This window comes from Brachybacterium subflavum (assembly GCF_009299795.1).
Classification (GTDB): Bacteria; Actinomycetota; Actinomycetes; order Actinomycetales; family Dermabacteraceae; genus Brachybacterium; species Brachybacterium subflavum.
This window is the reverse complement of sequence record NZ_VIGP01000001.1, coordinates 441073-454049: the sequence shown is the minus strand read 5'-3', so window position 1 is coordinate 454049 and position 12977 is coordinate 441073. Positions and strand designations below refer to the sequence as shown.

Below are 12977 nucleotides of genomic sequence, written 5' to 3'. Positions count from 1 at the left end.
CGTCGACGAAGGCGTCGACGCCATCGCGGGCCGGCGGCTCACACCGCCGAGCTGACCATCTCCCGGAAGCGCCGCAGCCGCGCGTCCTCGCTCTCGAAGAAGTCCTTGGGCGGGCCGTCGAGCAGGACCTTCCCGTCCTCGAGGAACACGACCTTGTCGGCCACGCGCTGGGCGAACGCGAGCGAGTGGGTGACGACGACGAGCGTGCGGTCCTCGCGGGCGAGGTCGGCGAGCACGGCGACGACCTCCGCCGCGAGCTCCGGATCGAGCGCCGAGGTGGGCTCGTCGAAGAGGAGCACGTCGGGCTCCATGGCCAGGGCCCGCGCGATCGCGACGCGCTGCTGCTGACCGCCCGAGAGCCGGTCCGGATAGTCGTCGGCCTTCGCGCCCAGTCCCACCTTCTCCAGCAGCTCCCGGCCCCGCGCCTCGGCCTTCGCCTTCGGCACGCCCTCCGTGTGGATCGGCGCGAGGGTCACGTTGCCCAGGGCCGTGAGGTGCGGGAACAGGTTGAACTGCTGGAACACCATGGTCGAGCGGGAGCGGACCGAGCGCACGGTGCGCGCGCTCAGGCGCCCTCCCAGACGGAGCGGTCCGTCGCCGAAGTCGATCGAGCCCGCGTCGGGCCGCTCGAGCAGGTTGATGCAGCGCAGCAGGGTCGACTTTCCCGACCCCGAGGGGCCAAGCAGCACCGTGGTGCCGCGGCGCGGGATGTCGAGGTCCACGTCGTCGAGCGCGGTGAGGGAGCCGAAGGCCTTTCGGACGCCGCGCAGGCGCAGCGACTCCAGCAGCGAGGGGCCGCGCTTCCCGGCCGACTCGTTCTCAGCTGGTGCGGACATGGGCGGACACCTTCTTCTCGAGGACGATCTGGAGCAGGCTCAGCAGCGAGACGATCACCAGGTAGATCAGCGCGACCAGCGTGTACATCGCCATCGGCTGGAAGTTCGCCGCCGCGATCTGGCGACCCACCTGGAAGAGGTCGGTGATCGTGATCGCGAAGACGAGGCTCGTGCCCTTCACCAGGTCGATGAAGTCGTTCATGAGCGGAGGCAGGGCGATGCGGAATGCCTGCGGCGCCACCACCTTGGAGAACGTGGTGCGCCGCGAGAGGTTCAGCGTCTGGGCCGCCTCGAACTGGCCGCGCGGGATCGAGAGGATCGAGGCGCGCACGGCCTCCGAGGCGTAGGCGCCCGTGTTGAGCGCGAGGGTCACCACGGCGGCGGTCATCGCGGGCAGCACGATGCCGAGGTTCGGCAGCCCGAAGAAGACGATGAACAGCTGCACCACCATCGGGGTGCCGCGGAAGATCCACACGTACAGCCACGGGATCACCTTGAGCGGACCGGGGAGGTACAGCCTCCCCAGCGCGGTGATCACCGCGAGCACCATGGCGATCGCGAAGGAGATGAGCGAGAGCGGGACCGTGACCTCGAGGGCAGCGAGCAGTAGCCGCGGGAGGTTGTCGGCCCACATCTGGAGCGTGTCCATGGTGCTCGATCAGCTCTTCGGGGTGAGGTCCTGGCCCACCCACTTCTCGAAGATCTTCTTCAAGGACCCGTCGGACTTCATGGAGTCGAGGACCTCGTCGATCTTCTTCTGCAGGGGCTCCTGGCCCTTGGGCATGATGACCCCGACCTCGGTGTCGTCCGGGAGCTCGTCCTCCAGGAGGCGGAACTTCTTGTCGGGGTTCTCCTTCTGGTACGTCTGGAAGGAGACCAGGTCGTTGCCGGTCGCGTCGACGCGGCCCTGGGTGAGCAGCTCGATGGCCTCGGCGAAACCCTGGACGGGCACGATCTCGGCGCCGAGCTTCTCCATCTGGGCGGCCCAGTTGCTGGTCGCGGACTGGGCGGCGCGCTTGCCCTTGAGATCGTCGAAGGACTCGATCTTCGAGTCCTCGGGCACCGCGACGCGGCCGATGGAGCGCGCGTAGGGCTCGGAGAACAGGTAGGACTTCTCGCGCTCGGGCGTGATGCCCACGTTGTTCACGACGATGTCGAACTTGTCGACGTCCAGGCCCGCGATGAGCGAGTCCCACTCGGTCTCGACGTACTTCGCCGTCGCGCCGAGGCCCTTCGCGATCTGGTCGGCGATGTCCTTCTCGAAGCCGACCAGGTCGCCCTTGTCGTCGTGGTACGCGTAGGGGCGGTAGGTGCCCTCGAGACCGATGCGGATGGACTTGCCGGACTGGATGCGCTCGAGCAGGTCCTCGTCGGCCGCCTTCCCGCCGCCGTCGGAGGAGACCGAGCCGTCCTCCCCGCGGGTCTGCGAGGGGCCGCAGGCGGCGAGCAGCGCGGCCAGGCCCAGGCCGCCGCCGGCGGTGAGCAGGGTGCGCCGCGTGGTGAGGGTCGGAGGGAGGGTGCGGGGCGGGAGCGGACGGTTCATGGCGGACCTCCTGGTCAGCGCGGGGAAGATGCGATGGGGCGAATGGATCGGGCGTGCGAGCGGCCGACGCTCAGCGGGCGGCGGCGAGAGCCTGGTCGAGATCGGCGATGAGGTCGCGGACGTCCTCGATGCCCACGGACAGGCGCAGCAGCTCGTCGCTGATGCCGGCGACCTCGCGGGCCTCCGCCGTCATGGCCTCGTGGGTCATGGACGCGGGGTGGCAGATGAGGGACTCGACGCCGCCGAGGCTCACCGCGAAGGCGGGGATCTGCAGCGCCTCCAGGAATCGCACCCGGTCCACGGAGGGATCGAGCTCGAAGGAGAGCACCGCGCCGGGGCCCTCGGCCTGCGAGGCCTGGATGGCGGCCTCCTCCGCGCTGTGCGATCCGGGGGTGAGGACGGCGGCGATCGCGTCGTGGCCGCGCAGGTGCTCGGCGATCGCGACGGCGCTCGCCTGCTGGCGCTCGAGGCGCAGCGGGAGGGTCTTCACGTCCTGGATGAGGCGGTAGGAGTCGAAGGGCGAGAGCACCGCGCCGTAGGCCTTCTGCGCCAGGCCGATCCGATCGGCCAGGGCGTCGTCGCGGGTGCTGACCACGCCGGCGAGCAGGTCGGAGTGACCGGCGAGGTACTTCGTCGCCGACTGCACGACGAGATCGGCGCCCAGGTCCAGGGGGCGCTGCAGCACGGGGGTCATGAAGGTGTTGTCGACGATCACGAGAGCGCCGTGGGCGTGGGCGAGCTCGACGATGCGGCGCAGGCCGGTCACGCGCAGGGTCGGGTTCGCGGGGGTCTCGATGAACACCATGCGGGTGCTCTCGGTGAAGGAGTCGTCGTCGAGCTCGCCGAGGTCGTCCACGAAGCGGTGGCCGAGGCCCTGATGCGGGAAGTACTCGGTGACCAGGCGGTACGTGCCCCCGTAGACGCTCGCCGAGAGGATGACCTCGTCACCCGCGCCGAGCAGGGAGAAGGCCGCCGAGGTCGCCGCCATGCCTGTGGCGAAGGCGAAGGCGCGGCCGCCGCCCTCGATCGCGGCGAGCACGTGCTCGAGCTGGGCGCGCGTGGGGTTCCCGCCGCGCTGGTAGGAGAAGGCCCCGTCGGACGTCGCCGGGTCGAGCTCAAAGGTCGAGGCGAGGTGGATGGGCGGGACGACGGCCCCGTGCTCCTGCTCGCGCAGCGACTGGACGGCGACGGTCTGGATGTGCACCACGGAAACCTCCTGGGACGGGGCGAGAGGTGCCCCGACAGGACGTCGGGGCGACGCATCTGCCCATCCTAGAGCCGTACGTTTTGACTGCCATAACTGGAGTTAGGGGGATTACGTCCGCTCGGGCACGGCCGGCGACGGGGCGGCCGCTCGTGGCACGTCGCGACCCGTCGGTCGGCGCGACCCGTCAGCCGGCGCGCGTCATCGGCCGGCGCGCGTCATCGGCCGGCGCATAGCGAACACCCGTGCCGTATACGGCACGGGTGTTCGCTGGAGGCCGGTCGGCGACAGTGAGCCGCGGGTCGCGGGGCCCGCGGAGCAGGCGCCGGGTCAGCCGACGAGGTCGGGTCAGCCGACGGCGACGGGGCGGGCGACGGCCTCCTCGGCGACATCCTCCGACTCGGCCGCGGGGGCGGCGTCCTCGTCGATCGCCTCGATGGCGCCGGTGGTGGTGAACTCGGTGGCGCGCAGCATCTCCAGGCGGCGACGGGCGCGCACCCGCAGGGCCACGAGGGTCGCGGAGACCATCGCGAAGCCGGTGATCGCGAGCACGAGTGCGACGACCATGGTGGAGCGGTAGCCGAAGCCCGCGGCGATGACGGCGCCGCCCAGGCCCGCGCCGAGCGCGTTGGCGACGTTGAACGCGGCGTGGTTGAGCGAGGCGCCGAGCACCTCGGAGCGCCGGGCGATGCCGATGAGCCAGGTCTGCATGGCCGGGTTCAGGGAGGCGTTGGCGAGGTTCACCAGGAAGAACGCGACCATGAGGGCGACCAGGTTGGTGTGGGCGACGGCGAACAGCAGCACGAGCGCGAGGATGAAGCCGGGGAATCCGACCATGAGCGTGCGCTGCAGGGAACGGTCGGCGCCCGCGCCGCCCACCACGTTGCCGATCGTCATGCCGAGGCCGGCGGCGACGAGCACCCACGGCACCGCGCTCTCGGGGGCGCCGGTCACCTGCGTGGTGATGTCTGAGACGTAGCTGAACACGGCGAAGGACCCGGCGAAGCCGACCGCGGCGATGCCCATGACGATCCACAGCTGGACGCGGCGCAGGGCCACGAGCTCGTCGACCATGCGGCGGCCGATGGGCTTCTCGTGGGCGGGGATGGTCGCGCGCAGGGCGAGGACTGTCACCAGGAAGACGCCGGTCAGCACGATGTAGACGGCGCGCCACCCGGCGGCCTGGCCGATCGCGGTGAGCACGGGGACGCCCAGCAGGTTCGCGACCGTGAGACCGGAGAGCGCGAGCGCGACGCCCTTGCCCTGGCTGCCGGGGCCCATCAGGGAGGCGGCGAGCAGGGAGGCGACGCCGAAGTATGCGCCGTGAGGGATGCCGGCGAGGAAGCGCGCGGCGACGGTGAGCTCGAAGGTGGGCATGGCCGCGGAGAGCAGGGTGCCCAGGGCGAGCGCGCCGGCGAGCGCGACGATCATCGACGAGCGGCTCCAGCGCACCGAGAGCAGCGCGAGGATCGGGGCGCCGACGACCACGCCCAGCGCGTAGGCGGAGATCGCGATCCCGGCCCGGGCGATGCCGGTCTCGGGGTCGGAGGCCATGAGGTCGGGCAGCAGTCCGTGGGCGATCCCGGGCAGCAGGCCCATGGAGACGAACTCGGAGCCGCCGATGCCGAAGCCGCCCAGCGCGAGGGCGAACAGGGCGAGCCGACGACGGGCCGGGCTGATCTGGTCGGGCGCCGCGGGGGCGATGGTGGCAGTGGTCATGGCAGAACCTCGAAGCTGTGCGGGTGGAGCGGTGGTCGCTGGTCGGTGGGGGCGGTTGCGGACGGGCTCCATCACCCGGTGCACAAGAATAAGCAAACGCTGTTGCGTTACGTCAAGGGGTCTGGGCCGATCGGGTTCACTGATCCGCATCACACCCGCGTGGGAGGATGGAGCGGTGAGACCGAGCACCCCTCTGGACCGCGTCGCAGGCGCGCACGACGCCGCGGTGCTCGCGGTCGCCCGCCGCGGCGAGCCGGTCTCCCGCGCCGATCTCGCCGAGGCGCTCGGGGTCACGCCGCAGGCCATCTCCAAGATCCTGGGCCGCCTCATGGAGCGCGGGCTGATGGCGGGCGCGGGCTCGATCATCTCCGGCCCCGGCAAGCCGACCACCCTCTATCGGATCGTGCCCTCCTCGCGCCGGGCGATCGGGCTGCACCTCACCCGCACCCGCGTGCGCGGCGCGGTCGCGGACCTCACCGGGGAGGTCGTCGCCCATCGCGAGATCGAGATCGGGCACCGCCAGCCCGTCCCCGAGCTCATCGAGACCCTCGCCGCGCAGGCCCGTGAGCTGACCGGCCTCGGCGAGGGCCTGCTGCTGGGCGTCGGCGTCGGCATGCCCGGGCCCGTCGACGTCGCCGGCGGGATCTACCGCGGGACGTCGGCCCCCGACCCGTGGCGCGGAGCGGAGATCCGCCGGATGCTCGTCGAGGCGCTCGGCATGCCGGTGCTGCTGGACCACGACTCGCGCGCCGCGATCGTGGGAGAGACCTGGTCCCAGCCCGGGCTGCTGCGCAATGCCGCCCTGGTGCTCGTCGAGGACGGGCTGGGGGCGAGCCTGAGCCTCGACGGCGCGATCGTGCGCGGCGCCCACTCGCACTCAGGCGAGGTCGGACACACGGTGGTGCGGATGGACGGGGTGGCCTGCGAGTGCGGACGACGCGGCTGCGCGCAGGCGGAGTTCATGGCCTCCCTCGAGCGCGGCGACATCGAGGACGCCGCGCGCGTGCTCGCCACGATCGTGCTTGACCTGGTGCGCCTGGTGGACGTGGACAGGGTGGTGCTCGGCGGCCGCACCGTGTACGCGCACCACGAGCCGATGATGGAGGCGATCCGCCGCGCTCTCGAGGAGGGCCTGCGCGAGGAGCCCTGGGTGCATGTGGAGGTCATGCTCTCCACGCGCGGCACGGACCTCATCGCCGTGGGCGCGGCCTGCGAGGTGCTCGAGCACGAGTACGGACTGCCCACGGCCCTCGTCGGCCCGGAGTGACCCGGGCGGGGCCACGGCGGGAGGCTGCCGACTGACGGGCCTCTGATGGAGTCCTGATGGGACCCGCTGACCGTCGGCCTGGCGCGGCCCGCCCGTCAGACCGCGCGCGGTCCGAACACGGCCGATCCGAGGCGCACGATGGTCGCGCCCTCCTCGACAGCGATCTCGAGGTCGGCGCTCATGCCCATCGAGAGCTCGACGAGGGCGGGATCGGCGAGCTCTTCGCGCAGGGTGCGCAGGCGGCGCAGGGATGCGCGCACGGCGGTCTCCTCGCTCGTGTGCGCGCCGATCGTCATCAGGCCTGCGGGCCGCAGGACGCCGGTGTCGCGGATCTGCGCGACCGCCGCGGCGAGGGCGTCGGCCTCCGGGGCGAAGCCGCCCTTGGAGTCCTCGCCCGAGGTGTTGACCTGGACGAGCACCTCGCGCTCGAGGCCCGCGAGCTCTGCGCGGCGCGCGAGCGCGTCGATGATCTCGGGCCGGTCGACGCTGTGGACCAGCGAGGCGAAGGCGACGACGTCGCGGGCCTTGTTGCGCTGCAGCCGGCCGATGAAGTGGCGCGGCACCGAGAGCTCGGACTCGAGGGCGGCGAGCGCGGGGTCCTCGTGGACGGCGATCTCCTGGGCGCGGTTCTCCCCCACCGCGACGCGGCGGCCGCGGGCGTGCACGGCGCGCACGGCGTCCGCGATCTCGGCGGCGGTGCGGGTCTTGGTGGCCAGCAGGACGAGGATCTCGCGGGGGTCGCGGCCCGCGCGCTCGGCGGCGGCGTCCAGGCGCGCCAGGACGCCGTCGAGGTGTGCGTCGAGGCCCGTGTCGAGATCGGCTGCCGACGGGGAGTGGGCGGAGGTCATGCGGCGTATTCTCCCAGCCGCCCGCCGTCGCGTCCGCCCAGCTCCTCCGCCAGGCGCTCGGCGAGCGCGGGGCGCATGGTGACGTGGGGAGCGTCGGACGGCGCGAGGCAGGCCAGGCGCCGGGCGTCCTCCGCGCCGACGGGCTGCAGGACGTTCAGGTGCACGCTCGCCGCCTCGTCGAGGTACAGGCGCGTGAAGCGGACCGTCGCGTCGCCCGCGCGCGGGAGATGGAAGACCTGGTCGCGCGCGCCCTCCCGGGTCAGGTCGTGGCGCTGCCAGAGCTCGTCGAAGCGCTCGGAGCTCGTGCGCATGCGCTCCACGAGGCCGGTCCAGCTCGGGTCGTCGAGGTGGGAGGGCATGGCTGCGCGCAGACGTGCGACCATGCGGGCCGTGGTCGACTCCCAGTCGTCGTAGGCGGCGCGCCAGACGGGATCGAGGAAGGCGCGGACCATGCAGCTGCGGTCCTCGAGCGGCCCCTCGTCGATGTCGGAGATCAGGAAGCGGTAGGTCGCGTTCGCAGCGAGGATGTCGAACTTCGCCGTCTGGATGCAGGCGGGGACGCCCTCGAAGCGCGCGAGCAGCTCCACATGATCGGCGGTGACGACGCTGCAGCCGGCGAGGTCGCCGACGTCGTCCGGCCGGGAGCCGGTCGCGAGCAGGTGCAGGTGCGCGCGCTCGTCGGGATCCAGCAGCAGCGCCCGGCCGAGGGCGTCGAGGACCTGGGTGGACGGGGTGATGTCGCGGCCCTGCTCGAGTCAGGTGTACCAGGTCACGCCGATGCCGGAGAGCATCGCGACCTCTTCGCGGCGCAGGCCGGGCGTGCGGCGGCGCCCGCCCGGCGGCAGTCCCACACGGTCCGGGGTGAGGCGCTCGCGTCGGCTGCGCAGGAATCCCGCGAGCTCAGCGCGCGCCGATGCGGAGGCAGAGGAGGCAGAGGAGGCAGAGGAGGCAGAGGATGAAGCCGCGGACGGCGCGGAGGATTCTGCACTCGTCCGGGCGGAGGCGGGGCGGGAGGCGAGCACCATGAGTACCAGGATAAAGGGCATCTGGATACCTGGATAGATCGGGGGTCAGATGGACCCATGTCATGCAGCACCGCTTCCGCGCCGCGCACCCCGACCGCGCCGGGCTCCCCCTCCGATCCGATCGTCCTGAGCTCGGACCCGCCGGTGCGGGTCGACCCGTCGGCCGGCCCGTCGGCCGACCCGACGACCGGCCCACCCCTAGAGCCGACGACCGGCCCACCCCTCGAGCCGACGAGCACGCCCCTGGGCGCCGGAGGGGTCGTGCTCCTCGCCGCCGCGATCACCGGCAACCTGATCTTCGGCTCCTCGACGCTCGCCCTGCCCGCGCTCGTCGACGGCCTGGGCCTCAGCGCCTCGACCGGCACGCTCGTGGTCGCCCTGTTCTCCGTCGGCTTCGCGTCCTCGCTCGTCCTCGGAGGCAGGCTCGGCGATGCCTGGGGCAGACGCCGGATCCTCCGGATCGCCCTGGCCGCCCTCGTGCCCGCCTCCCTGCTCGTCGCGCTCGCACCGGGCGCGGGCGTGCTGCTCGTGGGCCGGGTGCTGCAGGGCGTCGCGAGCGGCCTCGCCCTCCCCCAGGTGCTCTCGACGATCCAGCACACGACCGTCGGCCGCGCCTGTGCCCGCTGGACCGGCGCCTACGCCTCCGTGATCGGCGGCGGCACCGCGATCGGCCAGATCGGCGCCGGCGCCCTGGTCGCCGCGGACCCGTGGGGCGCCGGATGGCGCCTCGCCTTCGGCTTCGTGGCCCTCGTCGCCGCCATCGCCCTGATCGCTGCGCGCGCGATCCCCGAGACCTCCTCGAGCAGGATCAGCCGCCTCGACCCGCTCGGCGCGGTCCTCCTGGGCGCCGCCATCGCCGCGATCGTGCTGCCGCTGGGCGCGGGATCGCTGCTCGCGGCGTCGGCCGTCGTGGCGCTCCTGGTGCTCGCGGCCGTGCTGCTCGCCGCCTTCGCGCTGTGGCAGCGCCGCCGCACGGACGCCCACGCCCTCGTGCCGCTGTCGGCGCTGCGGGTGCGTCCCCTGCAGCTCGGCCTCGCCCTCACGCTCGTGTTCTTCGCGAGCTACGGAGGGTTCGTCTACTACTTCTCCACCACCCTGCAGACGCGCCTGCATCTGGGCGCCCTCACCACGGCGGTCGTGCTGACCGTGTTCGCCGCCGGCTTCGTGGCCACCAGCGCCCTGCTGCCCGCGCTCGTCGCCCGCTGGACGCCCCGCCGCGTGATGCTCGCGGGAGTCGCCGGCCAGGCCGTCATGCTGGCGGCGACCGCGGCGATCGTCGTGGGCAGCGACGGCCACCCGCCGCTCGTGCTGCTGTGCCCCGTGCTGGTGGTGCTCGGCATCGCCCAGGCGGCGATGTACGGGCCGCTGATCGGCAGCGTCATGGGCGCCGTCAGCCATGACCTCGCGGGACTCGCGAGCGGACTGTTCTCGACGCTGCAGCAGGTGGGCATCGCTCTCGGAGTGCCGGTGTTCGGCCTGGTGCTTGGCGCGCTGCCGACCTCTCCGGCGCTCGCCGTCGCCGCCTGCATCGGGGTGCAGATCTCCTTCGCCGGAGTGTTCGCCGTGCTCGTCACCGCGCTCGGGAGGGCCACGCGGGCGTGAGGTCCGGCCAGGACGAGCTGTCCGTGCCCCCAGCGGGACTCGAACCCGCACTGAGCCGCTTTTAAGGCGGCTGCCTCTGCCGATTGGGCTATAGGGGCGTGCTGGTGACAAGCCTATGCTGGTGTCGCCATGGCCGACTCCCTCCGTTCCCTCGCGGACTCCCTGCGCCGCTTCGACGACGCCCGCCTCGAGCGCCTGCTCGGGGCCCGACCCGATCTGCTGCGCCCGCTGCCCCACGGACTCGGCGCCCTCGCGGCGCGGGCGACCGGCTCGCTCTCGGCCCGTCGGGCGCTGGGCACTCTGGACGCCGCTCGCCTCGCCGTCGTCGACGCGCTCGCGGTGCTCCCCGAGGGAGCCCCGCCCGAGCAGGTCGCGTCCCTGCTCGGCATCCGCTCCGACGACCTCGCCCCGCATCTGGAGCACCTGCGCACTCTTGCCCTGCTGTGGGGCGAGGACGAGCTGCATCTGGTGCGCGCCGTGCGCGAGGGCCTGCGCTCTCCCGGGGGTCTCGCGCCCGTGCATGCCGAGGATCCGTCGGCCGACGACGCGCGTGCGATCCTCCATCGCGCCCCCGGCGAGCTCGCGCCCGCACTGGACCGCCTGCGCTGGGCACCGGGGCGCCTCGAGGCCGGCAGCGGCGACCTCGCAGACCGGCTGCTCGCGGCGGGCATCGCCGTCTCCGACGGCGCCGCCCTGCGGATCCCCCGCAGCGTGCACCTGGCCCTGCGCGGAGGCCGCCTCCTCGCGTCGTTCCCGCAGGATCCCCCGGATCCCGGCGGCGAGGAGATCCGCGAGCGCATCGCCGGAACGCGCACCGCGGGCGCCGTCGAGCGGGCCCTGGACGCCGTGCGCGTGCTGGACGGCGTGCTCACGTGGGACGACGAGACCGCGCCCGGAGTGCTGCGCCGCGGCGGCCTCCCCCAGCGCGACCTGCGCCGCCTCGCGGCCGACGCCGGCATCGAGGAGACCCCGGCGGCGACCGTCCTGCAGTCCGGCTGGCTCGCCGGACTGCTCGGGCACGACGGCGAGACCTGGGCGCCGACGGCCGACTGGGCCGAGCTGTGGCAGCACGGCCCCGAGCACCGCTGGGCGGAGCTCGCCCTGGCCTGGGCGCACGGGGACCACCTCGCCCTCGCGGCCGGTGAGGCGGATGCGACCGGCACCCCGCGAGCCCTGCTCTCCGAGGCCACGCGCATCGACCAGGCCGCCGCGCGCCGCGCCCGCCTGCTGCGGATCCTCGCCGCCCACCCCGGCAGGGATGTCCCCGAGGAGGGCCTGCGCGCGGCGCTCGCCTGGTGGCACCCCCTGGTGCCCGCGCGCACCCTCGCGCGGGACGTCGCGGCCGTGCGGCAGGAGGGCTCCGCGCTCGGTCTCCTGGACGCCGGCGCCCTCACCGTGCTCGGCGAGAGGCTGGTGGAGGTGCTGGAGGCCGATCTGCCGACGGCCGACGCCCGCCTCACCGAGGCGCTCGTCGACCTCGCGCCGGCCCCCGTGGACGAGGTGCTGCTGGGCGCCGACCTCACGATCGTGGTGCCCGGGCGCCCGAGCGCGCGCCTCGCCGCCCTGGAGACCTGGACCGAGGTGGTCTCCCGCGGCGGCGCTCTGACCCTGCGCGCGACACCGGAGACCGTGCGCTCCGCCCTCCAGGAGGGTCGTGACGCCGAGGAGCTGCTGGGACTGCTGCGCGAGGCCTCGCGCAGCCCGCTCCCGCAGGCCCTCGAGTACCTCGTGCACGACGAGCAGCGGCGGCTCGGCCAGGTGCACGTCGGCGCCGCGCGCGCCTACGTGACCGGCGAGGAGGACGTGATCGCCCTGCTGCTCGCCCAGCCGGGGGCCGCGGGCGCGGGGCTGCAGCGCCTCGCGCCGACGGTCGCGATCGCCTCGTGCGAGCCCCGCGCACTCCTGCGCCTGGCCGCGGCGGCGGGCCTCTCACCGCTGGCCGACGGGGAGGCGGACGGTCCTGCGGTGCGCCTGGGTGCGCGCGGCCCGGCCGACGCGGCGCCCGTGCGGCGCGGCGCCGGCGAGGGCGCGGAGCAGCTGGTGCGGGCCCCCGTCTCCCCCGGCCCGTCGGCCCTCCTCGATCCGGCGCAGGCGGTCGCGCGACTGCGCCGCGCGGAGTCCGGCGAGGGGGCGCCCAGCACGGTGGACCTGCTGCTCGAGGCCTCGGCCGCCGGCAGGAGCGTGAGCCTCGGGATCGTCGATGGACGCGGAGGCATCGAGCGCCTGGACGCGGTCCCGCTCGCTGTGGAGGACGGCCGCCTGCGTGCGCGCGCCGCGGCGGACGGCGAGGAGTTCACGGTGCTCGTCCACCGGGTGACGCTGGACTGACACGACGGAGCATCGTCCCGCCAGCAGGCCAGGGGTCGAGGTCCGATCATGAGCCCCGTCGGCGCCGCAGACCCGGACACCCGGGTTCATGGGGACTTATCCCCATGGTCGAACCCGCATTCGACTGCCTATGCTTCGGTACGGCACTGCGGAGCGGCACTGCCGCGGCCACCATGACAGACCGGCGCCTCCTCGCCGGACCGACGAAGGGACCACCATGACCACCCCGAACCCCAACTTCAGCGCCCCGAACCCCGACGGCCCGCTCCCGCCCGGCGCAGGCACTGCGCCGGGCGCTCCTGTCAGCAAGACCAAATGGATCGTCCAGCTGGTCGTGGGCGTGGTCTGCCTGGGCAACCCGATCACCCTGGTCCTGGCGATCATCGGGCTCGTCAAGGCCGATACCGACCTGCCCCTGGCGAACAAGCTCTACACGTGGGGTTGGATCGCCTACGCGGTGTGCGTCGTCCTCTGGCTCATCTACATCGGCCTCAATGTCGCTGCGGTGATCGCCATGATCAGCAGCGGTTCGATGGAGAGCTACTGATCCCTCTCGGGAGCACAGGCCCCCAGCGCCCTGCGCGCTGCGTCGAGACCCTGGGCAT

At 73.3% G+C, this 12977-nt stretch carries 12 protein-coding genes and 1 tRNA gene; 4 read left to right on the top strand and 9 right to left on the bottom strand.

Going from position 1 to position 12977, the window contains the following annotated elements:
* Nucleotides 1-38 precede the first annotated feature (38 nt).
* From FHG10_RS01930 to FHG10_RS01910, 5 genes are all read right to left on the bottom strand, one after another.
* Entirely contained in the window at nucleotides 39-836 is a 798-nt protein-coding gene (locus tag FHG10_RS01930; RefSeq protein ID WP_152351639.1) for an amino acid ABC transporter ATP-binding protein, read from the bottom strand.
* Nucleotides 820-1485 carry an amino acid ABC transporter permease gene (locus FHG10_RS01925; RefSeq protein WP_152351638.1) on the bottom strand — a complete coding sequence of 222 codons (666 nt, stop codon included), beginning with the start codon at nucleotides 1483-1485 and terminating at the stop codon, nucleotides 820-822. The genes FHG10_RS01930 and FHG10_RS01925 overlap by 17 nt, the downstream gene beginning before the upstream one ends.
* 9 nt (nucleotides 1486-1494) lie before the next feature.
* Nucleotides 1495-2379 (bottom strand): transporter substrate-binding domain-containing protein, encoded by an 885-nt coding sequence (locus tag FHG10_RS01920; protein WP_152351637.1) that lies wholly within the window; start codon nucleotides 2377-2379, stop codon nucleotides 1495-1497.
* 70 nt (nucleotides 2380-2449) lie between these two features.
* Nucleotides 2450-3583 (bottom strand): trans-sulfuration enzyme family protein, encoded by a 1134-nt coding sequence (locus tag FHG10_RS01915; RefSeq protein ID WP_152352001.1) that lies wholly within the window; start codon nucleotides 3581-3583, stop codon nucleotides 2450-2452.
* 348 nt (nucleotides 3584-3931) lie between these two features.
* Nucleotides 3932-5302 (bottom strand): MFS transporter, encoded by a 1371-nt coding sequence (locus FHG10_RS01910; protein WP_152351636.1) that lies wholly within the window; start codon nucleotides 5300-5302, stop codon nucleotides 3932-3934.
* 175 nt (nucleotides 5303-5477) lie between these two features.
* On the opposite strand from FHG10_RS01910, the gene FHG10_RS01905 reads away from it, so the two are divergent.
* On the top strand, nucleotides 5478-6569 hold the full coding sequence (locus FHG10_RS01905; protein WP_227487974.1) for an ROK family transcriptional regulator: 1092 nt from the start codon (nucleotides 5478-5480) through the stop codon (nucleotides 6567-6569).
* Between the two features lie 95 nt (nucleotides 6570-6664).
* On the opposite strand, the gene FHG10_RS01900 is transcribed toward FHG10_RS01905, so the two are convergent.
* From FHG10_RS01900 to FHG10_RS01890, 3 genes are all read right to left on the bottom strand, one after another.
* A complete protein-coding gene (locus tag FHG10_RS01900; RefSeq protein ID WP_152351634.1) occupies nucleotides 6665-7417 on the bottom strand; it encodes a YggS family pyridoxal phosphate-dependent enzyme in 753 nt (250 codons plus the stop codon).
* On the bottom strand, nucleotides 7414-8004 hold the full coding sequence (locus FHG10_RS01895; protein ID WP_152351633.1) for an MmyB family transcriptional regulator: 591 nt from the start codon (nucleotides 8002-8004) through the stop codon (nucleotides 7414-7416). Before FHG10_RS01895 ends, FHG10_RS01900 begins: the two co-directional genes overlap by 4 nt.
* Nucleotides 8005-8172: 168 nt before the next feature.
* The gene (locus FHG10_RS01890) at nucleotides 8173-8463 is read right to left on the bottom strand and encodes a helix-turn-helix domain-containing protein (RefSeq protein ID WP_152351632.1); all 291 of its coding nucleotides are present in this window, start codon (nucleotides 8461-8463) and stop codon (nucleotides 8173-8175) included.
* 36 nt (nucleotides 8464-8499) lie between these two features.
* Between FHG10_RS01890 and FHG10_RS01885 the strand changes: the two genes are divergently transcribed.
* A complete protein-coding gene (locus FHG10_RS01885) occupies nucleotides 8500-10044 on the top strand; it encodes an MFS transporter (protein ID WP_152351631.1) in 1545 nt (514 codons plus the stop codon).
* Nucleotides 10045-10068: 24 nt separating this feature from the next.
* Here the strand turns inward: FHG10_RS01885 and FHG10_RS01880 are convergent.
* Nucleotides 10069-10142 (bottom strand) — tRNA-Leu (locus FHG10_RS01880).
* Between the two features lie 31 nt (nucleotides 10143-10173).
* Here FHG10_RS01880 and FHG10_RS01875 point away from each other — a divergent pair.
* Together FHG10_RS01875 and FHG10_RS01870 are read left to right on the top strand one after the other, a co-directional pair.
* On the top strand, nucleotides 10174-12372 hold the full coding sequence (locus tag FHG10_RS01875; RefSeq protein WP_152351630.1) for a helicase-associated domain-containing protein: 2199 nt from the start codon (nucleotides 10174-10176) through the stop codon (nucleotides 12370-12372).
* A 217-nt stretch (nucleotides 12373-12589) separates the two neighbouring features.
* Entirely contained in the window at nucleotides 12590-12919 is a 330-nt protein-coding gene (locus FHG10_RS01870) for a hypothetical protein (RefSeq protein ID WP_152351629.1), read from the top strand.
* The last annotated feature ends 58 nt before the right edge of the window (nucleotides 12920-12977 follow it).